This window comes from Lewinella cohaerens DSM 23179 (genome assembly GCF_000379805.1).
Classification (GTDB): Bacteria; Bacteroidota; Bacteroidia; order Chitinophagales; family Saprospiraceae; genus Lewinella; species Lewinella cohaerens.
The window spans coordinates 180,825-201,272 of sequence record NZ_KB903554.1; the positions used below are offsets into that span (position 1 = coordinate 180,825).

Annotated in this window: 13 protein-coding genes; 2 read left to right on the plus strand and 11 right to left on the minus strand. The window is 45.9% G+C overall.

Annotated elements, in window-relative coordinates:
• Positions 1-120 precede the first annotated feature (120 nt).
• The 11 genes from A3EU_RS0118670 to A3EU_RS0118720 form a co-directional block, all read right to left on the minus strand.
• On the minus strand, positions 121-1,188 hold the full coding sequence (locus A3EU_RS0118670) for an ATP-binding protein (RefSeq protein WP_020537719.1): 1,068 nt from the start codon (positions 1,186-1,188) through the stop codon (positions 121-123).
• A complete protein-coding gene (locus tag A3EU_RS0118675; RefSeq protein WP_020537720.1) occupies positions 1,188-3,056 on the minus strand; it encodes a CHAT domain-containing protein in 1,869 nt (622 codons plus the stop codon). The genes A3EU_RS0118670 and A3EU_RS0118675 overlap by 1 nt, the downstream gene beginning before the upstream one ends.
• A gap of 113 nt (positions 3,057-3,169) precedes the next feature.
• Positions 3,170-5,719, minus strand: a complete 2,550-nt coding sequence (locus A3EU_RS0118680; RefSeq protein WP_020537721.1) for a WD40 repeat domain-containing protein — start codon at positions 5,717-5,719, stop codon at positions 3,170-3,172.
• 87 nt (positions 5,720-5,806) lie between these two features.
• A complete protein-coding gene (locus tag A3EU_RS0118685) occupies positions 5,807-7,111 on the minus strand; it encodes a hypothetical protein (RefSeq protein ID WP_020537722.1) in 1,305 nt (434 codons plus the stop codon).
• Between the two features lie 33 nt (positions 7,112-7,144).
• The gene (locus A3EU_RS0118690) at positions 7,145-8,773 is read right to left on the minus strand and encodes a WD40 repeat domain-containing protein (RefSeq protein ID WP_020537723.1); all 1,629 of its coding nucleotides are present in this window, start codon (positions 8,771-8,773) and stop codon (positions 7,145-7,147) included.
• Positions 8,774-8,799: 26 nt separating this feature from the next.
• Entirely contained in the window at positions 8,800-10,053 is a 1,254-nt protein-coding gene (locus A3EU_RS0118695) for a hypothetical protein (RefSeq protein WP_020537724.1), read from the minus strand.
• Positions 10,050-12,323 (minus strand): caspase family protein, encoded by a 2,274-nt coding sequence (locus A3EU_RS0118700; protein ID WP_020537725.1) that lies wholly within the window; start codon positions 12,321-12,323, stop codon positions 10,050-10,052. Before A3EU_RS0118700 ends, A3EU_RS0118695 begins: the two co-directional genes overlap by 4 nt.
• A gap of 3 nt (positions 12,324-12,326) precedes the next feature.
• Entirely contained in the window at positions 12,327-13,070 is a 744-nt protein-coding gene (locus A3EU_RS0118705) for a LytR/AlgR family response regulator transcription factor (protein ID WP_020537726.1), read from the minus strand.
• A 3-nt stretch (positions 13,071-13,073) separates the two neighbouring features.
• Positions 13,074-13,802: a histidine kinase gene (locus A3EU_RS0118710; protein ID WP_083937482.1), complete on the minus strand. Its 729-nt coding sequence runs from the start codon at positions 13,800-13,802 to the stop codon at positions 13,074-13,076.
• A gap of 55 nt (positions 13,803-13,857) precedes the next feature.
• A complete protein-coding gene (locus A3EU_RS0118715; RefSeq protein ID WP_020537728.1) occupies positions 13,858-15,012 on the minus strand; it encodes a mandelate racemase/muconate lactonizing enzyme family protein in 1,155 nt (384 codons plus the stop codon).
• A 1-nt stretch (position 15,013) separates the two neighbouring features.
• Entirely contained in the window at positions 15,014-15,769 is a 756-nt protein-coding gene (locus A3EU_RS0118720; RefSeq protein ID WP_020537729.1) for a hypothetical protein, read from the minus strand.
• A gap of 656 nt (positions 15,770-16,425) precedes the next feature.
• Here A3EU_RS0118720 and A3EU_RS0118725 point away from each other — a divergent pair.
• A complete protein-coding gene (locus A3EU_RS0118725) occupies positions 16,426-18,594 on the plus strand; it encodes a S46 family peptidase (RefSeq protein WP_020537730.1) in 2,169 nt (722 codons plus the stop codon).
• Between the two features lie 202 nt (positions 18,595-18,796).
• A complete protein-coding gene (locus tag A3EU_RS0118730) occupies positions 18,797-20,440 on the plus strand; it encodes an ankyrin repeat domain-containing protein (RefSeq protein WP_020537731.1) in 1,644 nt (547 codons plus the stop codon).
• Positions 20,441-20,448: the final 8 nt, after the last annotated feature.

The window sequence follows — 20,448 nt, forward strand, 5'->3', positions numbered from 1 at the left end:
CGGACGCTACTTTGGAGCTTACCAACCTTTACGCCCTCTTAAAAGTGGGAAATCAGAGGTGGGAGGTCGGAAGTAGTTGAACCACAAACCATCCAACGATCAAACCAACCCTTACACCATTCAAACCTCTTCTGCAAACCGCCTTAACAACTTGATCCGCTCAAACTCCGAAAGGCAAAACTCAAGATCGGCTGCACTCAGTTTACGGTTGGCAGGCATGTCTTCCTGAATGGATACAGGGTCTTTACTTCGTTTCGTGCCGTCTTCCGTGACGAGGGTAAACAGCACCTCTAAGGGCAGGCCTTCCGGATTTTTGACACCGCGCTTTTTCAAACCAGCTTCGATGTCCTGCATTTGTTCGTCCAGAAATTCAGAAAGCACATTTTTCATTGGCCCCACAGCATCTACCAATTCCTCATCAAAGGTCACCTGCTCTGGTTGTTGATTGCCTTGGCGATCAAGATCGCGCCGCCAGAGACGATCGAGGTACACCTGAAGGTTGGTCAGGTCAATGCCTTCGCGTGGACTTCTGAGGTTATTCAGAATCATGCCCGTGGTTTCTCTGGGCTCCTTTACTTCGATCTTACCGTAGCGGCAAGTGCCCAAGACGACTTTGCTAAGATTGTGATCATTCATCTTCTCAATCCGCAAACGGTTATCAAAGAGTGGAGGGACCACTTTCTCAAATTCCGACAGGTATGCAATGTATTCTTCTCGGATGATCAGCAGGATTTTACATTGCAAACCCGCCTGCAGGAGGTTACTGATGGATTGGTGAAACTGCTGCTGCTCGGCCTCCGTTCCCATGATATAGAGTTCTTCAAACTGGTCGAAGATCAGGTATACCGGGCGGTAAGTTTCCAAATAGAGGTCTTTTACGCGGTGCCGTAACGGCGTATCGTCCTCCCACTGGGTGCTGGTATGCTTCCCAATTTCTCGCAAGAGCGATCGGTTGAGGTCACTGCCCCTGCGAATGAAAATTGGCAGCCAATCCGTCTTCTGAAAGCGGTTCGCCAAGCCACAATTGACCAGACTGGTCTTCCCCGTTCCCGAAGCACCGTACAACAACACCAAACCCGATGCGTGTACCGCATTAAAAAGCTGGGCTGTTTCTTTATTGCGACCGAAAAAGCGGTCTTTGTCCTCCTTGTCGTAGGAGTCGAGGAATTTGAATGGATTCGTCATCATTACGCCAGGTCGTTTTTGCAGAGGAGGTACTGATCGTACAATATTTGAAATACTTTCGGGCTGTCATCGCTGCCGGTATCGGCATCAAGGCCAAAGTCGAGGCCAAAGTCATCACCAAAGTCGTCGTCTTTGAGGTTGCGGCCTTCCGTAAAATCCTCCTGCGTCATATTGGTATGAATTTGGTCATCTTCATTGTTCAGCGCATGGAAAAAGCTGTGATCAACGGCCAGGTAGGTCAATTGATTGTCGGCCTCCCAGCCCATCAGGAAAATGTGCGCGAGACGATCCTGCTCCGTGGTTTCGCTTTTCTTGACTTTCACAAAAGTGTTCTTGTCGATGAGGAAAGGGGAAAGATTCAGCGACTTATCCAGGTGTTTTTCGTTGGATACCAGAATGACCGAAGAACTATCGGAATAGTTTTCCTTACGGCGGTATTCCTGATCCTGGTACAGGTTTAAGCCCGTGCCCTGGGTGGCATTCAGTGGCCCCATATCCAGCTCGTACGCCAGGGGCTCAAATCGCGGCCGATTGATGGACACATTGCGTACCGTGAGTAGACGATAACGAGCCAGGAAGGCCGCGGCGCGCAGGACGATGGAAGTCGCCTGTTCTGTTTTCACACACAACTTATCCAGATCAGCAGTAGGTGGGCTGGTCTGCAACTCTCTCCGTAATTTTTCTAAAAAGCTATGAGCTTTAGCCAAGGGACTTTCTGCATTTTCCAGATCAGTCGCCAGCATTTCCAACTCGCCGATAAAGGGCATTCCTATTCCGACGATTTTATCGTACAAGGCAGGAATTTGTCCTAGAAAATCGAAGTTGGCAAAAGCAGATTTCTGTTGCTCTAGCTGCGGCCATTTGGCTTCGTGAATTGTTCTGCGTGATTGCTCCCACAGATCAGACACCAAAATGTAGTACAACATCTGACTGGTGATCAGGTAAGTACTCACCAAATGTTCCAGTCGCTCTACGTTTGGTTTATCATAAAAGCGCAGCAAGCGAATTTGCGAACCAATTGGCCATGGAAAATTCTCAATTACCAGCCAAGGGAAGTGCTTCGAGTCTTTTTTGATGACCTCCTCCCCTCTTTTCTCCACCATCTGGTCGTAAATATCGGGGTTGTATTTACACATCTCGTCCAGCACCAACACGATGTAGCGGTTAGCTGTGAAGCTGCTCCCAATGTACTGGATCATATCTTGCGGCAAGCCTACTGGTCGAAAAAATGGCAGCTTCCAACTCAGAATTTCGGTCTTCCGAGCTTCCTGCACGTACAGGCCCCAGGGCATGTCCATACTGTTCTCTTGTTCAGCTGCGCCTACCCATGAGGCATCGCGCATCACCACTTCCACGCTCTTACTGAATTTGGTTTCCAGATAAGCCTGCGCCATTTTGAATGCCTGCTCTATGGTCCGGCGATTGGCCAGCGCTTCGTAAAATTGCTGGCTAAACTCCATAGCTTTGCGGTCTTCGATGGGTACGGCTGTAGCGATCACCGCTGGCACGCCCGCTGCCAACAGCGTCTGCACCTGCCCTTTGGTGGAACAGCCGTTGAGAAAGACCAGCTGTAGTCCTTCCTGCTGCCCTAGCAACTGAGCCAAGCCTTCCGCGTCCCCACTTCCACCTTCCAAATTTAACTGGGTGCCTGCGGCGTGGCCGGCGTAGTGAAAGATGGCTATCCGGTCCTTGTTCTTCGTAAAAGAAGCGAAGATATCCTTGACCTGGGCACTCTCCTCCCGGAGGAGTTTGAGGTATTCCTTGCGGTCCAGTTCTTCGAGTGCGCCGTACAAGCGCCGGCTCTCCTCCTTGAGGAGGTCCAGGTGCGCGTCTGGGTCGTTGGCGAAGGTGAGGAAGATGATGGGGGTCATGGATTTACTGGTTTGTTGGTTTTACTGGTTTGTTCGTTGGATGGTTTGCTGGTCCGTATTGTTTTCGTTGCCGTTGAGATGCATTGCAATGCGTCTGTACAGCTATGGAGATATCAATCAATGCCATATTGTTTTCGTTGTTCGGGGGTGAGTTCAGGGATGGCAGCTTCGGTTTTGAGGTAGTTGTAGATGCGTTGGGGAGTGGGCCAGATCTTGGCGGTATCATCATTAGAGGCCGTTACGATGTAATCGCCGTTTGGCGAAAACCGAGCAGTGGATACCTTCTCTTCATGGCCTCTTAAGGTCGCTAATTTTGTACCGCTCTTATTCCAAATTTTTGCGGTGCCATCCCCGGAGGCCGTTACAACATATCGGCCATCAGGTGAAAATTGAGCATTGTAAACTTTCTCTTCATGGCCTCTTAGGGTCGCTAATTCCATGCCGTTCTTATTCCATATTTTTGCCGTACCATCGATAGATGCCGTCACGATGTACTCACCGTCAGGTGAAAAACAGGCAGAACGAACATAATCCTGATGACCTGATAAGGTTAATAATTCTACGCCACTTGCATCTTGCACAGTAACCAGTTTAGGTGAAGAGTTTTTTACCAAATATTGCCGGTCATACGGTAAATGATTCGAAGTACCGGTAACGGTAATATCTTGATCGCTGGCGAAAGTGGCTAAAAGCCTACCCGCTTTATCCCACAGTTTTGTGCCGGAATGCGCGCTCGTTAAAATCTGTTCTCCGTCAATCGAAAATTGGGCAGAGCGAAGATTGAATTGATCTTCTAAGACTGTTGTCAACTCTGCACCGTTCGTGCTCCATAGTTTAGCGTGACCATCATAGGCCCCGGTTAGTATGTAAGTACCGTCAGGCGAAAAATCAGCGGACCCAATAGCACCGGTATGGCCTATCAAAGTCATCAATTCAATACCGTCTATACTCCATACTTTCACCTCACCATTGTTCATACCCGTTATTACATGCTTTGCGTCGGGGGAAAACCCCGCTGATAGAATCCCTAAATTAGGGACTGAAAAGGTTACAAGCTCGGTGCCTTCTTTACTCCATAACTTCGCAATATCGAATTCAGACACTGTCAATATGTAGTTACCATCAGGTGAAAACTGGGCAGACAGGAGCTTATCCCCACTAGATAGATTCCAGGACTCCGAGCCATCTTTTCTCCATAAGTTTGCACTACCACTGTAAGATTCTAAGAGGATATACTCACCGTCAGATGAAAATCGCGCCGAAGAAAGTGGAGTCGTATACCCTTTCAGGGTATTTAATTCTGCACCACTTTGATCCCACAGTTTGGCACTGCCATCCGTAGAGGCTGTAACAATATATTCACCATCGGGAGAAAAGTGTACAAAAGTAAGCGAAGCATTATGTCCCGCCAGGGTATTTAATTCTACGCCATTTTTATTCCACAATTTGGCAGTACCGTCATCAAATGCCGTCACGATGTACTCACCGTCGGGGGAAAAATCTGCATTGGCAACAGTAGTGTTACTCGCCGCCAGGGTACTCAGTTCTGCACCATTCTGATTCCATATTTTGGCGGTGCCATCCCTAGATAAGGTCAAGATATACTCACCCTGCGGTGAATAGAGGGCTGACCAAATTGGAGCGGAATGAGATAGCGTTGCGAGAGCGGTGCCGTTCTTGCGCCAGACTTTCGCGCTACCAGCATCTGATATTGTCAACAAATAGGTGCCGTTAGGCGAAAACTGTACAGCGCCCAAACGAGTATGCCCAGGCAAGACTGCTAGAAGAGTACCGTCCTGGTTTCGTATTTTCGCAGTACCACCATCCGATTTCGTTACTATATAATCCCCTTCAGGGGAGAATTGTGCAGACATAGCAGTCCCCGTCTCTTCCGAAAAATCGGCAATTGGTAAGGGTTGTACGGGAGACCCAAATTGAGAATAAAAGATACTGGAAATAGTTTCCTGCACATCTGGTAGTGGCGTCGGTGTTCTTTCCCAAGCAGCCTGGGCTATCCGTAAAGCAATTGCTTTTTGCTCACGAGGCAAAGAACGCGCACGAGCGGCCAATGACAAAGCCTCTGCTTGTAGGGTCTGCCGTTCGGCGGCCAAGCGCTGTAGGTTCGCGTCATTCAGTGCGAGCCCCAATTCAATGGCTTTCAGGCTATCGGCAGCTTTGGCAGCATCTGCTACTTTTAAGGCAATGCTCAGGTTGATAGCCCTTAAACTATCCTGTTGCTTGGCAGTCAAGGCTTCGGCAGCGTGTGCTTGAGCAGCCGCCGCATTTTCCTGTGCTTCCAGGGCATTAGCTTGGGCACGTTCTTCACTGGCTATCGCCTGCTGGCCATTGATCACCGCCCAGGCTGTTAAGCCTAATAGCACTGCAATAATAGCGAAGACCAACAGGCGAATATTCCGCCGTTTGGTGGCCAGTTGCTTTTTAGCGTAAAAAATAAAATCTGCCTCCTCCTGCGAAATATTAATCTGCCCCCAATAAGGCATCACATAATCCACATCATCCTGCGTCAGACGCGCGCCACGCTGCTGATAGGCTTCGTAACGCTCGCGTACAAAACGCTCCACCTTCCGCCGCGTACGTGCTTCGGTACTGGCCTTTTCAAAGACCTGGCGGGCGATGGTATCGTGGGAAAGTTCGTAAGGCATGGATCAACAATGGGTTTAAGGGTTACATGCTTGGTAAAGTTACAATTGCTGAACCACTTCACTACAACAGCAATTATGTGTTTTCACTTATTCATTTAACTTACTCCTGAAATCTCGCTCAACAGCCATTACAGCATCATAATACGGAGCTTTGACGCGATCTAAGGCGTATGGCAACTTCGGATTTTCCGTCAGGTTACTGAGAAGAACGGTACTTACGCGCAAGTATTCGGAAACGACCATCAACTGGCTATACTTTGCCGTATTTCCTGAAGCACTCAGGATGGTACCGAGTCCATCTACCGCCGCTGTTTGCCAAGTCACTAGTTGCGTTTTTTGGTCAATCACCCAAGCAAACAAACTAGCTTCTTCCGGACTCAAAAAGGCACGACATGCGTCTCTCTGTGTCACCAATACGGAGAGTGAACTCTTTATTTCGGGCAAATTGGTATTAATTTGCTGACGCCGAGCGCCCAATATTCGCTTATAAGTAAAGGGTATTGAGGCATTATTCATCATCGGCATCACTTCTTGAATCTGACGGGCATTTAGTTTAGTGGCCTTCGCCGAAGGGTGCTGCCGATTATAGACCATCCTCATTTCTGTTTCCACCATCGCTGAGATATCCAGATAGACATCCGTAACCACCTTCTTGACATCTATCGTTTGATCAGGATGAATGATTGCGCTAGAGGGCGCACCATAGGAATACACCTCTTCACTGGTGCCATTATAAAAGGCCAAACGGTACAGCCTATTAAGCGACTGGCTATTTTTAAAAGTAGTACTGTAACGGGTGTCAGGAGCTGTACGGGTACGTCGGGGAAACCTTAAGTAACGAGGATTCTCGCGGATATTAAACTCCCCTAAAACATCGTGGCGGACAATGGGGTACCAAGGCGGCACCGAAACACTGCCTGTGCCGGCCCTGGGGTTAGCCATAACACGATCACTGCCCGGTGCTGCAGGACGGCCACGCCCTCCAAGAGGAGACTGACGAACAGGTGGTTCTGATGCTGATTGAGCATTTATGGCCGTATAAGTTTTCCATAAAAGGTTGTTTTGCAAGGCTTCTAAGTCTTCTAGAAAGAAGAATATGTTTAAGTCTTGATAAGGCACCCACGTACCGGGATCTCTGGTGTAATTCCGCATACTCATGGCCAGTGATCTTGAAAAGGTAATTTCAGGCATCATCCGAATGGAATCGGCTTTCAAAAAATTGAGCCACCAATTTCGGTTAGAAATAGTTTGATTCAATCCTCGACTGGCATCCATCGTGGTAGCGACATCTTCACCTCCCAGGTCGAGGGTATCCTTAACCGTTGTCTGAGCACTTAGTTGGGGGGCTAAAAAGCAGCATGTGAGGGCGAATAAAAGGAATAGGTGTTTCATGAAAATGGTTTTAGAGAAATCTAAAAAACAAAACTATTTCAACTGGTAATATGCTTGTTCTTCTGGTGAAAACGGATGTAACCTCGTCTGATAATACTGAATTAGCTGCTGCTCACTCAATGCTTTTTTATCCGCTACATAATCAAAATCAAATTTCCAAAGTAACGCCTGGTTATTGCCTCCAGCCGATAGAAAGTGGACGTTATTAGGAGCATATACGCCCCACAAGATCCGATTGTTAAAGCGAAAAAGCTCTTGATTTTGTTCCATCAAGCTATCGACGACCTGCTGGACAAGAGTTTCGTTGTTATCACTAGCTCCCACCAAGTACCTCCCGTTATCGCTCATAATGGCAAACTGTGCTTTCCCTTTTGGCAGCCATTGCAAGTCGAGATCGGATTGGGTTGATCCCGTATTCCAAACGTAGACGATATTCCTATCCCTGCTAATAGAAACAATTTTCTCTGGCATCCTACTTGGTACAAACTTTGACTGAATAGGCTGGTAAGCACGGAACAAAAGGGATGTTCTGGTGCGAAGCGTATCACCGTTGTTCGCTAGCATAAAATCACCGGTAGTCGTACGAAAGACCATCTTGTCGTTGTTCGGGCTGATACTGATCCCAGTGACGGGCCGACCCAACACATTGCGGTAAGCCATTACTTCCTCCCCTACAGCGTTCCAGCGCTTTATTTCGGTCGCTTTACTAGCTGTTACAAGGTCCCATCCGGTGTCCACTTGTAAAAAATCGATAGCGGTAACCGGGGCTTGCATACTCACCACAATGGGTTGTTCCGTTGGCTGGCGCAAATCCCAAACGTACACTTGCTCCTTGGCTATTGCTCCTAACCGGGAGCCATCAGGGCTTACCCGGGCCTTCATGAATTCAATCTGTCCGGTCAGAGGTTGTACTTTGTTATTGGTTACATTCCATAGCTGTAATTCGCCCCTCCTGCTAAGGCTGACGACACGTTCGTTATCAGGTAAAAGTTCGGCCCAACTAAGCCCCTCCTTGTACGCTATCTTTTTCAGTATTTCTCTTTTCAAATTAGAGATTCTTACCTCTCCATCCTGTGATGCACTCATAAAGAAGGAGCCATCTCGAGAAAATTGCAACGCTACTATCGTATCCTCATGGTGGATACTGCTCACCAGTGGGTTGGCTTGTATTTCCAGCAAGACCTCACGAGCAATTGTTTTGGCATTCTCATCATTGTCCCACAAGAGGGTTTGCTCAGCCAGCCGAAAGGCTTCTCGGGGACTTCCTTCGTAAAGGGCATAACGAGCGGCCAGGCTTACCCGCATGGATTTGCTTTCTTGCTCCCGCTGTTCTGCGGCATTGCGCTGACTATTTGCGACAAGTGCCAGTACTCCAAATGCAATACTAATAGTGGTAAGTAAAAACAAGCGCAGGCGACGACGGCGTTGCAAACGTTGCTTACCCCTCTGCAAAAATACAAGTTCCTCCCCAGAGCTATTGACTTGATCCAGATATGGCCAGACGAAGTCAATATCATCCTGGGTAAGGTATACCTGGCGATCATGATACGCCTGATGGCGTTCGCTAATATAGCGCTCCACTTTCCGGCGCGTACGAGCCTCCGTACTGGCCTTTTCGTACACCTGCTGAGCAATGGTATCATGAGTAAGTTCGTAATGCATAATTTAGTTATGGCTTTTGGTAAATATCAGTTTCTTTTCTTCATTACTTGGGTATAATAGTAATCTCTACGCTCGTTGAGAATGGCAGAGGCCATCTTTTTGTATTCCCAGTAATTCTCTTTACTCAGAAGCTGTACCGCAAAATAGGCCTCCATCAAACTATTATATGTGTAAGGCTTCTCTATCGCATTAATTGTGCTTACGTACTTTTCCATTGCTTGCTCCACTTGGCGAGCCCCCACCATAAAGCTATCGATCATCTCCCTTTCCTTCGGATCCAATCCCGCTTTATTGGTAGTATAAATCGTATTAAAAGCAGCTACTTTTTGGGAGAAACTTGATTGTGTGGCCGAAAACAGGGGGCTGATGTTTTGAAGGTATTGATCGCTCAGGTCTTCCGGCAAGGGTAAATCCTGTATTTCGGCGATAATTTTATTATACTCCTCTGGTTCCAAATTTAATTTATACTCGTCTGCACGGCGGGTTGTTCCACTAATAGCATTAAGCTCTGAATAATAAACATTGGTACGTTCTTCCAAAACATTATTGATCCTCCTTAATAAACCATCCCTCATTTCTTCCTTATAGGGATACAGTTTATTGTAAACGGGGTCAAGAAAATAGGGTTGAAAACGATCATTATTCAACAGCGCCTCATATACTTTTTTACGTTGAAGTAATGGACGATTTTCAACAACACTTGCTTGGTCAGGTAAACCTGCTATCGGTTTGAAGTAAATAATATTTGGAGCCCTGTCACTCGGTCCCTCGGCCGTAGAATAAAATTCTCTTACGATGGGGTACCCTAGCTCTTCAAAAGAGTACTCATCTCCATATTTTTTCACCTGAGGAAATGTTGGAATGTGCTTATCTGGATACTTGAAAAATAAATTCAATTTAATGAAGTCTTCCAAAAAATCAATCAGGCCCAACTCCTTGTAAAGAACCCTTACCGGAGGGGGCTCTTGTCCATAAGGATATATCTGCTGTTCTTTTACTACATTAGACGATTCGTTGCGCTGCTCTACCTTGCCATATTCACTAATCAGTTGATTCCAAGCTTCCTCATTTTTTATTTTCACCGGCGGCGGGGCAAGAACAGTACCAGCAACAGATGGCTCCTCTCCACCGCTAAAATTCAAGGCCCCTGAAGCATCCGGATTTTCAACGGTTTCATCCTGTCCTCCGAGAGTTTCCTTCCCTCCACAGCTTGTCCCAATAAAGGTCAAAGCAAAGGCTAGGCTAATAATTATGCCCATTTTGTTAATTAGTGTATTCATGGTTTTAGTGTTTTTACGGTGACCATCGTCGTATACCAATCCGGCACTTTACGACGAACTCGGGAAAGGTTACTCCCCCAATTTACGCCACGGTGTTGGATATTACTCAATAAACTATCAAAAGCATTGCTTATTTCCAGCGCAGCACCCGTTCGGGGAACCTTAGCCCGCTGGAGGCTATTCTGCCACAAATGCATCGGATCAAAAGGGACGGTGCTAACAATCAGCTTGAAGTGATCCTCTACTTCCTTTACTGGCACACCACCTTTGTTGGGTGGCAAACTAAACGCCAAAAACAAACCTTCCGGATTGGCGCCCCCAGGAAGTTGGATATGGGACCCTGCGTAAATTTCCTTTTGTTCTCGCTTAATTATTCGGCCTCCATCCATAAACTCCACGGTTCCCAAATGGGCATCGCTGGCCAGTAGACCGGGATTGATGCCAAAATCTGGCCGCAAATGCAACAAGGCACAATACAAAGCTCCTGGATAAGCTTTACGCAATCGAACCCTGAACTTCAACTGGGGATCTGGTTCGCCTTCAGGTGTAGCTTTCAGGACAATATCTTTTTCTTCGGCATTGACGACCTCTCCCGCAGGGTTAAGAACATCAATGGTCACTAGTCCCTGAGGAATGGAAGCCGGATGATCGTTCCGTAGGGAAAGGGTGCGCTGCCATTTCCCAAGANGGGCCAGTTCATCGATAAAAGCTTGCATGGTAGGCTTATCCCACCCTATTCGTGGCTGAATGAGGGCTCCGACTTCATCTTTTGCACAGATGCGTAGTTTCTTTTCTCTTTTATATAAATAAATGAATAGCCGGTATTGCCAGCCACCTTCTTCTTTTTTTACAACAGAAAAATGAGGGGCGTCTTTGAGCAAATTCAATAAAACCTGTTGGGCTTCTAGCAGTTGCCCCTGTTCAGGAGAAAGGGTTGCTTCATCAAGCAGCTTCTCTTCCTCTTCTAGCTCGATACACACCTTTGTTTTAGGCAACGGTGAGCTATGTACAATTGCCTTGAGTAAGGGCTCCCCATCCGGAAAGGGCCTATCATCGGTAAAGCTGACGATACTATGAGCCGGAGCGATGGTTTTGAGAAGGGCCAACCTTGTTTCAGTCAGTTCTGCCGACGGTTTATTCGATAACACTTCAAAAAAAGTAGCTCCTTCCTCCGGGCCAAGAAGACCGTGTAAGGAACCTGCATCCAGGTGAGCTTCCAGCGGGTTATCCGTGGGTAACAAGGTAAAAGGTGCCTTTTCAGATTCCGTGGACTGGTTGCCCCAAAAGTAATTATCCATGTCTTTTGGCAGGCTCGCATGTATCTGAGGGCTTTGGTGGGTAACCCTCTCTTTGGCTTTAGCACGAATCAATTTCAATAGGTCACGGTAAGTAATTCGGCCACGCGTAGCCCTGAGAGTTTGAAGAAGGTAGTAAGTAAAAACGCCAAAGCGACCTTCTCTAAAAGTAGTTTCTTTAGCCAACTGATAACTGTGACACGCATAGAGTGCCAAATGGCGGCCTTCTGGCAAATGGAACTGAGTTGGATCAGAAGACAAGGCCAATCGTGCAGCCTCATCATCTTGGTAAAAAAGATACGAAGCAATGTCGTTCTGTTCCTTTATTCCTTTTAATGGTGTAAAACGTGCCAGTGTGCCCTCTTCTTTAAAACGGGTATTACCACTAGCATTACAACAATCCATCAACAGAACAATATCAGGGTTACGCGTCGCGATTTTAGCAATCAACCAACGTAATTCTTTATCGCGTAAGGCGGGTACAAATTGCCCATTTTTTGTAGTAAAACTATCCTGACAGACAATGGTTTCCGCGCGATGTGTACTGCGTTCTTCAGGGTCTAGGTGCCAGAGTTCCTGGGGGCGGGTTTCGTAGGAACCGTGCCCACTGTAGTGAACAAGAACCATATCGCCTTCCTCGGCCTGGGTGAGAAAGTCTTTGAAACCCGCTATAATTTCCGAACGCGTGGCTGTTCCTACTCTCCTGCTAGCGGGTATTGGGGCCTTTATCTCTGGGTCCTCTAGCTGCTGCAAAACGGGGCTCCGCAGACAAAGTAAATGCAGGCATTTTTCTGCATTACTCACACTTTCACGCAGGTACTTCTCAACGGCCCTACTGTCCTGAACACAACCTCCCAAATTTGCCCCCGGCACCTCGTAGCGGTCAATACCAATCAGGAGGCAATAAATACGACGGCCCGCAAAAGGTGGACTTTGGGGCAGTAATTCAATGGGTTCTGGTGTGGTGGTGTTCATAGGCTAGGAGTTCAAATTAAACCGATCTAACGCTTTAAGGAAATCATCCTTGCGCCGGCGAGAGATGCTGATGGCTTTGCCACCTTCCATAATCACAAAGCCGCCTTCGTTGCGAATGTATTCCGTCATTGCACTTAAATTAATCAAGTAAGAATGGTGGATTCGGCAAAAGCCCAAGTCCTTCAACTCTTCTTCCACCCAACCTAATGACCTACTGATTTTCAGCGGCTTACCTTCCTTCAGATAAACCAATGCTACATTGTCTTCTGCTTGAGCATAAATGACTTCTGACAACTCAATAAATTGCTGGCCAGTACTGATAGGGAATCCAAACCGAGGTGCCACAGGAACCTCTGGTATATTTCCGGTGGAACTGCTACTTCTTTGTTTTTGGCGTGCTTTGCCTACCGCATCCAGCAATTCGTCTTCATCAATCGGCTTTAGCAAATAATCAAGCGCACTGTTTTTGATTGCCTGGATGGCATATTCATCGTAACTGGTCGTGAATATCAGATCAAAAGTAGGGTGCTTGATGGCTTCAAGCACATCAAAACCACTCATATCTCCCAATCGGATATCAAGAAACAGCAGGTCCGGCAGGTGCATTTTTATCGCCCGTATGGCTTCTTTGCCACTGGTACATTCCGCTATGATCTCTACCTCTGGGCAGTTGTTTTGTAGTTTCCAACGTAGATTGTCCATGCCGCTGGGTTCATCTTCGACCAAAATGGCTCTTAACTTACTCATGGATCACATTATTGATTTGCTGATTTCTTTATACGGCAACCACAGTACGGTACGGGTGCCGCAAACTTCGTTATTTTCGTTTCGTAGGTCACTCACCTCCACCTTTGTATCCTCTTTACCTAATAATTGTCGATTTGCGAACTTTAAGAGGCTATGCTCACTTCGATGTTTCGTAGACACGCGAGGCAAGGCAGCATTCCCATGACCAATTAGTTCATCTGTAATAATACAACATAAATAGGAACCATCCCGCTTGGCCTCCAAGGAGAGTAAACTTGGCAATTCATTCCGCACAATACGCTCACAAATAGCTTGTTCAAGAAAAGGTTGAAAAATAAGAGAAGGAACCGCTACTTGGTCTACTTCTAGCTCACCTGAAATTTCTATCTGATAGTTAAGTTTACCCTTGAAGCGGAGTTCTTCCATAGCCAAATAATGCTTCGTGATCGCCAATTCCTTACTCAAACTAGTCATTTGTGTACGCGAGGCCAGCAAAACTTTGCGCATCAAGTGAGAGAAATGGACCAAGTATTTTGAAGCTGCGCGCTTTTGATCCAAGTTGACCAAGCTTTCGATTGCATTCAAGCTGTTAGAAAAAAAATGGGGGTTCAGTCGCGCATTTAACACCTCCATCCGACTTTCCAGTCGCAGATATCTTATCCTTTGTAGTCGAAATGACCACAGCAACAAAAGTACCGTTAGTAAAGTGAGGACGTAAAAAATACAGGCCATGAGAAAATGGGGTAATTTAGACGATTTCTGATTTGGGAGTTTTCCTTTTTTACGCTTATATCGCTATTGCTAACGCTTGTTTTTGCACCTTGCCCAGATGAATACTGTACGCTTGCAGCTTCCGTTGATCAATCGGTACAGGCCACCCCATAAAAGGTAAAGCAGGTGCATCAATCTTTCCGTTCTTATCCACCATAAGAGGGCAAGAAGTGAGGTCTTCTTTTAAAAGCATCGTCCCCAAAGCCCCCTCGCAAGCCGTCAGCTCCGGAGCAATCATTGCAAAAAGCAAGCCCGCAGCTGTAAGAATGCTGGTTTCACCATAATGAGCACTCAACTGGCAGAGTATCCCATTGGCTTGAGCCAAACGATAAATCTTGAGGGTATTGAATAGCCCTCCGTTTTTGGAAAGCTTGAGGCTAAAATGGTTGCACGCCTCATTTTCAATCAATCGCATTGCATCAGCATACGTACACAATGATTCATCGGCCATAATGCTTGCCTGATCGCCAAACGTTTGTACCAATTGTCTTGCTTCATTATCCTTCCCTGGCGCAAGTGGCTGTTCAAAGGAAGTGACACCTAAGGTGAGTGCTTTGCTGATTTGCTCTCGGGCCATCGCTAAGCTCCAGCCAGCATTAGCATCCATGCGAATTGGCCTTGTATTCCCCATTAGGGCTTTCATTTCTCTAATACGGTGCAAGTTGGGTGCTACTCTGCCATAAGCTTTAAATTTCCAGGAAGAAAAATTCAGTTGTTTTACAATAGGCCCAAGTTTAACCCAGTTACCTTGCGGAAGAACGCCACTGTACTGTACCTCAGATGAAGTGATGCCAGCGCCCAGTTCTTCTGCCAAATCTCTTTGATACTCCCAGCTCCAGGCATCTAACAGTGCAAGCTCGATGGCACATACTGCCGCAGGGCCAATCCCCCTATCGAGTTGCTCACTGGTCCATTTTTCTATGTCATCCAGGGAAGAAAACACTAAGCTTTTCAACTCCTCTTCCCAGTTAGCAACGCGGTCTAAAACACTGCTTATATCTTCTCCCGTCACATAGGTTCGTGGACAGCTTTCACCAAATCCTATGGATCGTTCTTTTGTATGAATACAAACAACAACCGATTTAGAGAACTGTGTCTTCTGGTTGGCTTGTGCAAATTGAATCCGTAATGGAATCTGTATATGGTAGCAGGATATTTTCTGTATTTGCATCTTATTTAGTGTATTCGGCTTGTAAAGAATTCCTAGAAGTCATCATAGGTGCAGCCTTCAGTTTCAAGAAGGCTTTCTTTGCCATAAAGACCAGGTTTTCCCAGGTGGCAGGGCCCATTGTCAACAGGCCGGATCCTTGTAAATATCCAGGGTTCTCCTTTGCAAAAAGATAGATATCAGGATCTCGGAGTTTTTCTTCCGCGATAATCATTTGAGGGTCATTAACCAGAAAACTATCTTTGACAACCGTTCCACTGGATGGACAATAGCAGTGACCATAGTTAGATTGCCCCAAGTAATCCCGCAAGTTTTTCATCCGTAAAGGAAGAAGTTGATGGCGACGAGGGTAGTATTCCAAAAGGTTCTTGGCGAAAACGAGGTAAGCACGATACGTGAGAGCGTCTGCCCAAAAGACGACCTTTCTGCTTAGCAAAGCTCGCCAGTATTTAGCCATTAGCAATAAGCCCGTACGGTTGATGAGGCCACAACCTCTTACTTGGTTGGAAACTACTGTTTGGCCAAAGTAAATAGTAAGGAACTTGTCTTTCGCCAAGTTGATTTTTTGAATACGCAGCCCCGTGAATCCTACGATACGTCCATTCCGGCGATAAAGTGCATAATGCGTATTGCGATCAATACGCTCGCGGAAATTTTTCTCCGAGTAATTGTAGTAAGGCGCGTAGATTGCCCACATTTCAGCAATCACCCGTTCTTCTAAATCATTGCCACAAAGTTCTATTTTGATCCTTTTCTGCATTGTCTTTTGTTATGTTGACAATACAAAACTGCTGGAAACACCATTGATTTAGAATAGCAGCGGGGTAAGTGGTCACTTCTGGAGGGTAATGTGCATGTTTAATGAAAATATCAGCAGCATTCTTTACCCAAGTAAGTAATAGACATAAAAAAAAGCCCTGTCAGCCAAATGCTAACAGGACCCAAAAGTCATCCCTATGATTAATTCTTTAGCGTAATAGGAATTACGCAATATTCTTAGCGTAAACGCTTTAACAAAAATAGACTTCCTTTTTTTCGCTACAAAATAATATCGGCTTCCTTTACGAAACGTACACTAAACTAACGGGAACGGTGACTTTATGGGCTTTTTTAGGCTTCCAAAAGTCGATTCTTGATTTTTTTATAAAAAAGTAAATATATAAAGCAGCGTTTTTGAGACATAAGGCATCTAAGCCTTATACACGAGTTGATTTTCAGAGCGAACCTTTAACAGATTTTCCTTCAAATGAAGCACCACTGAGCGTAATGCGAGTGGTGCTTTCTTCATTTTACCCGTATTTTCTCTATTCCCAGGCCCTTCCTCTTTTATCCTTTTAGATTGTTCTTATCTTGTGAAAAATTAAGACACAGGTAAATAAGTGTACTTAGCCATATCAAATTAACCAATTTATCTATATGAGATCTTTTCTTTTGACCAGCTTAATGGTCATCACATTAAGCATTACTAGTTTTGCGGGGGAAGGCATGTGGCTTCCGCTACTACTTGGCCAACTCAATGAATCTGAGATGCAGGCCATGGGCATGAAAATGACGGCTGAAGACATCTACAGTGTCAACCAGGGAAGCCTTAAAGATGCCATTGTCCACTTTGGCGGTTTTTGCACCGGAGAAGTTATCTCTTCTCAGGGCCTATTACTAACCAATCATCACTGTGGATTTGGACAAATCCAGTCGCACTCCAGCTTGGAGAATAACTATCTGGAAGATGGCTTTTGGGCAATGACCAAAGAGCAAGAATTACCTAACCCCGGTCTTTATGTCACCTTTATTGTTAGAATCGAAGATGTAACGGAAAGGGTAAATAGTGTTCTGAAACCAGAAATGGCCCCAAAAGAACGGCAGTCTGCGACTGATAAAATCCTGGAAGACATCAAATCTTCGCTCACAAAAGAAGAATACCAGGACGTCTCCATTCGCCCTTTCTTTAATGGTAACCAATATTTTGCCTTTATCACAGAAACTTACAATGACGTAAGATTGGTGGGTACTCCTCCGTCTAGTATTGGAAAATTCGGCGCTGACACCGACAACTGGGAATGGCCACGCCATACAGGCGATTTTTCGATGTTTCGCATTTATGCTGGCCCCGATGGTAAACCAGCAGAATACAGCGAAGACAACGTTCCAATGAAGCCTCGCCACTACTTACCTGTTAGTATGGATGGTGTAGAAGAAGGAGATTTTACGCTGATTTTCGGCTTTCCTGGTAGAACCAATGAATACCTTCCTGCGGTTGCGATGGACCAGATGGTCAACAAACTAAGCCCTGTACGTATTCGCTTACGCGATAGATCTTTGGCCATTCTTGATCAAGCGATGCGCGATAACCCTGAAGCTCGCATCCAGTACGCCGCCAAACAAGCAAGCATTGCCAACGGCTGGAAAAAATGGAAAGGAGAACGCCTAGGTATCGAAGCAACTGATGCTATAGAAAAACGCTTGCAGATGGAGCAAGATTTTATAGCAGCGATCAAAGCCGATGAAGACCTGCATGAAGCTCATAAAAACCTCTTGCCTGAGTTTGATTACCTCTACAATAAGATAGAACCACTGGCTATAAGCCGTGACTATGTTATCGAAATTGTTTATCGGAATGTAGAACTCTTCCGACTGACAACAACGCTAAAGCGATATTTGAATATCTACAAAAACAATGGCATTGATGCACTCGAAGAGCGCCTACCTGGATTACAATCCTACCTCGAAGAGTTTTACAAAAACTACAACCCAAAAATTGATCAAAAGATAGGAAAGGTCATGATGGAGGTTTATCATAAATCTGTTGTACCAATACATCAGGCTCCTTATGCCAAGGATCAACTTGAGTTTGCTAGTGGTGATGTTGAACTCCTTATGAATAAAATATTTGGTAACTCTTTCCTTACTAAAGGAGATTTCATGTTGGAAATTTTGAGCGAATATCCCGCAAAATTTTTCGAACAGCTAGAAGGCGATTATGCCTACCAATACATCAATGAGCTACTTAGTTTTTCAGAAGAGACTATCTTCAATCCTTACAATGAAGTCAATGAGCAAATCCAAGATGCTCAGCGCCGTTATATGGCTGCGCTAATGGAGGTCTTCCCAGATCGACGCTTCTACCCTGATGCCAACAGCACCATGCGTGTTACCTATGGCCAGGTCGACGGATATTCTGTAAGTGAAGATGAAACCTACGAATTTGCAACCGACCTTGATGGTGTTATTGAAAAATATGTTCCCGGTGATTACGAATTCGATGTCCCCGCCAAGCTTCGGAAACTCTACGAAGACAAAGATTTTGGTGAATATACCAATGACGAAGGCCGGGTTCCTGTTTGTTTCCTCGGTTCAAATCATACAACGGGAGGCAACTCTGGCTCTCCTGCCATTGATGCCCACGGTAACCTCATTGGTCTCAATTTCGACCGTACCTGGCATGGTACGATGAGTGACATCAACTACGACCCCGAGATTTGCCGCAACATCATGGTTGATGTAAAATACATCTTGTTTATCGTCGATAAGTTTGCTGGCGCAGGTCATTTGGTTGAAGAAATGACCCTGGTACACCCTAAGCAGTAGGCGAGGTAATAAATTACCGCATTTGTACTAAACATGAGTCATCCTGGATTTTGGCCTTAGCCAAAATTCGGGATGACTCTTTTTTTTCATCCTAATTGTAAACAACAATTGTAATTAACAGGCTTCGCTGCAGAAACAGAGATACTTCCAATTGCTATCTGCACCTTTACGACCAGTAAGTTTGTATAAAAAAGATAGAGAGATGCGGTTAAGCTTTATTATTCTAATCACCCTTTTCGGAGGCCCTTGCCTTATTGCGCAACAAATCACTGACATCCTATCGGAGGATCAATTTGAAGTATTTCAAAAACATTCTCCCGAGTTTCGAAAATCGCCCAACATCCTTCACCAGGCGGTTCAAGCCAACGCTGCGCTTATCACCCAGTTTCTTCTTGATGAAGATATTGATCCTAATCAATTAGACGATCAACAACTTTCGCCACTCCATTATGCGGTCCAGCAAAACAACTCAGAGATACTGGCTGTACTTTTGGCTGCTGGCGCAGCGGTTGATATCCCTTCAGGTGGTGAGCTCGGCGCCACGCCCCTTATGTGGGCCTGTGCCAAGGAAGACGCCAAGGTAGCGCGCTTGCTTTTACAAAATGGTGCCAACCTCAATGCCATCGACCGGCAAGGTGACCCCGTCATCAATTGGGCGGCCTACTACGGTCATCCGGAAGTGCTCAAATTGCTGGTAGAAAAAGGCGTTGACGTAAGTGTTCAAAGCAAGCATGGCGATGCAGGCGATGTATTATTGCGGCTTTGGCATTCGGATTCTTTACTGGAGATTTTCCACTCTACATCAATTTACCAGTCTCCTGGCGCTGAAGTGGAAGCTATTTTCAGTCAAACTACCCATAAGGACCTCCTTCCGCTAGACAAGTTATTGCAAAGCGGCGATTTTGCCGATAGCCGGGATGGTTTTGGCAACGGACTTATTCATCGTGCTGCCAGCCTTGGACAGGTAGACTTACTGGAACTGCTCTTGAAACATGGCGCAAATCTTAATCTTCTCAATCGAGTTGGGCAATCAGCACTTTGCATAGCTGCAAAAAATGGGGACGATGCCACGGTAAAACAACTCCTAACAGCAGGTGCAGATGTTAATGCTACAGATACCCTTTACGCATTGAGTGCGCTTATTGGTGGGGTCGTAGGCGGTGATACAAGTCTTGTAAAAATACTTATCGAAGCAGGTGCTCAATTGGATCATCAAGAGTATGTCAACCAAGCTACAGCACTACATTGGGCGATTTTTTACCAAAATGAAGCAATGGCTCTTCTCTTGTTACAAGCCGGCGCAAATTGGAAAATGAGCTTATTTAACAATCAAACAACAACAACCATTGAGTTAGCAGAAAACATGGGAATGACGGCTTTGACAGCAAAGTTAAAGGGATTCCAAAATCACCTTCAGAACTTGAGTGGATCGTGGAAAATGGAGCAGATTGCATACCTCTACCCCGATACAACCTACTTGATCGACGCTCCAGCTCCCGGTATTTTTGTTGTCAGTCCTGAGCGCTACGTTATTCAGTATCACCCCTCGAAAAATAACAGAGCACCTTTTGCAGATTTCACCAATCCTACTTGCGAGGAACTTAGGGCCGCTTTTCAGGGCTTGGTTTTTAATACGGGGCAGTTTCACCTGACGGATTCCTTATTTATAGCCCAACCCAATATTGCGAGAGTCCCCGGATTTGAGGGTGCACGACAAGTTTATAACTATCAAATCAGTCGTCAACAATTGGTGTTAACCCTAGAGGACGAACAATACCCCGATGGTACTCGCCCGGATTGGGTAGGAAAAATTAGCGTTCGTTTTACCTTAAGCAAAGAGGAGTAAGTATCTTT

Bases quoted from the DNA above. Each gene is read 5' to 3' on its own strand.
- A3EU_RS0118670 (WP_020537719.1), bottom strand. From the start codon at position 1,188: ATGATGACGAATCCATTCAAATTCCTCGACTCCTACGACAAGGAGGAC.
- A3EU_RS0118675 (WP_020537720.1), bottom strand. From the start codon at position 3,056: ATGACCCCCATCATCTTCCTCACCTTCGCCAACGACCCAGACGCGCAC.
- A3EU_RS0118680 (WP_020537721.1), bottom strand. From the start codon at position 5,719: ATGCCTTACGAACTTTCCCACGATACCATCGCCCGCCAGGTCTTTGAA.
- A3EU_RS0118685 (WP_020537722.1), bottom strand. From the start codon at position 7,111: ATGAAACACCTATTCCTTTTATTCGCCCTCACATGCTGCTTTTTAGCC.
- A3EU_RS0118690 (WP_020537723.1), bottom strand. From the start codon at position 8,773: ATGCATTACGAACTTACTCATGATACCATTGCTCAGCAGGTGTACGAA.
- A3EU_RS0118695 (WP_020537724.1), bottom strand. From the start codon at position 10,053: ATGAATACACTAATTAACAAAATGGGCATAATTATTAGCCTAGCCTTT.
- A3EU_RS0118705 (WP_020537726.1), bottom strand. From the start codon at position 13,070: ATGAGTAAGTTAAGAGCCATTTTGGTCGAAGATGAACCCAGCGGCATG.
- A3EU_RS0118710 (WP_083937482.1), bottom strand. From the start codon at position 13,802: ATGGCCTGTATTTTTTACGTCCTCACTTTACTAACGGTACTTTTGTTG.
- A3EU_RS0118715 (WP_020537728.1), bottom strand. From the start codon at position 15,012: ATGCAAATACAGAAAATATCCTGCTACCATATACAGATTCCATTACGG.
- A3EU_RS0118720 (WP_020537729.1), bottom strand. From the start codon at position 15,769: ATGCAGAAAAGGATCAAAATAGAACTTTGTGGCAATGATTTAGAAGAA.
- A3EU_RS0118725 (WP_020537730.1), top strand. From the start codon at position 16,426: ATGAGATCTTTTCTTTTGACCAGCTTAATGGTCATCACATTAAGCATT.
- A3EU_RS0118730 (WP_020537731.1), top strand. From the start codon at position 18,797: ATGCGGTTAAGCTTTATTATTCTAATCACCCTTTTCGGAGGCCCTTGC.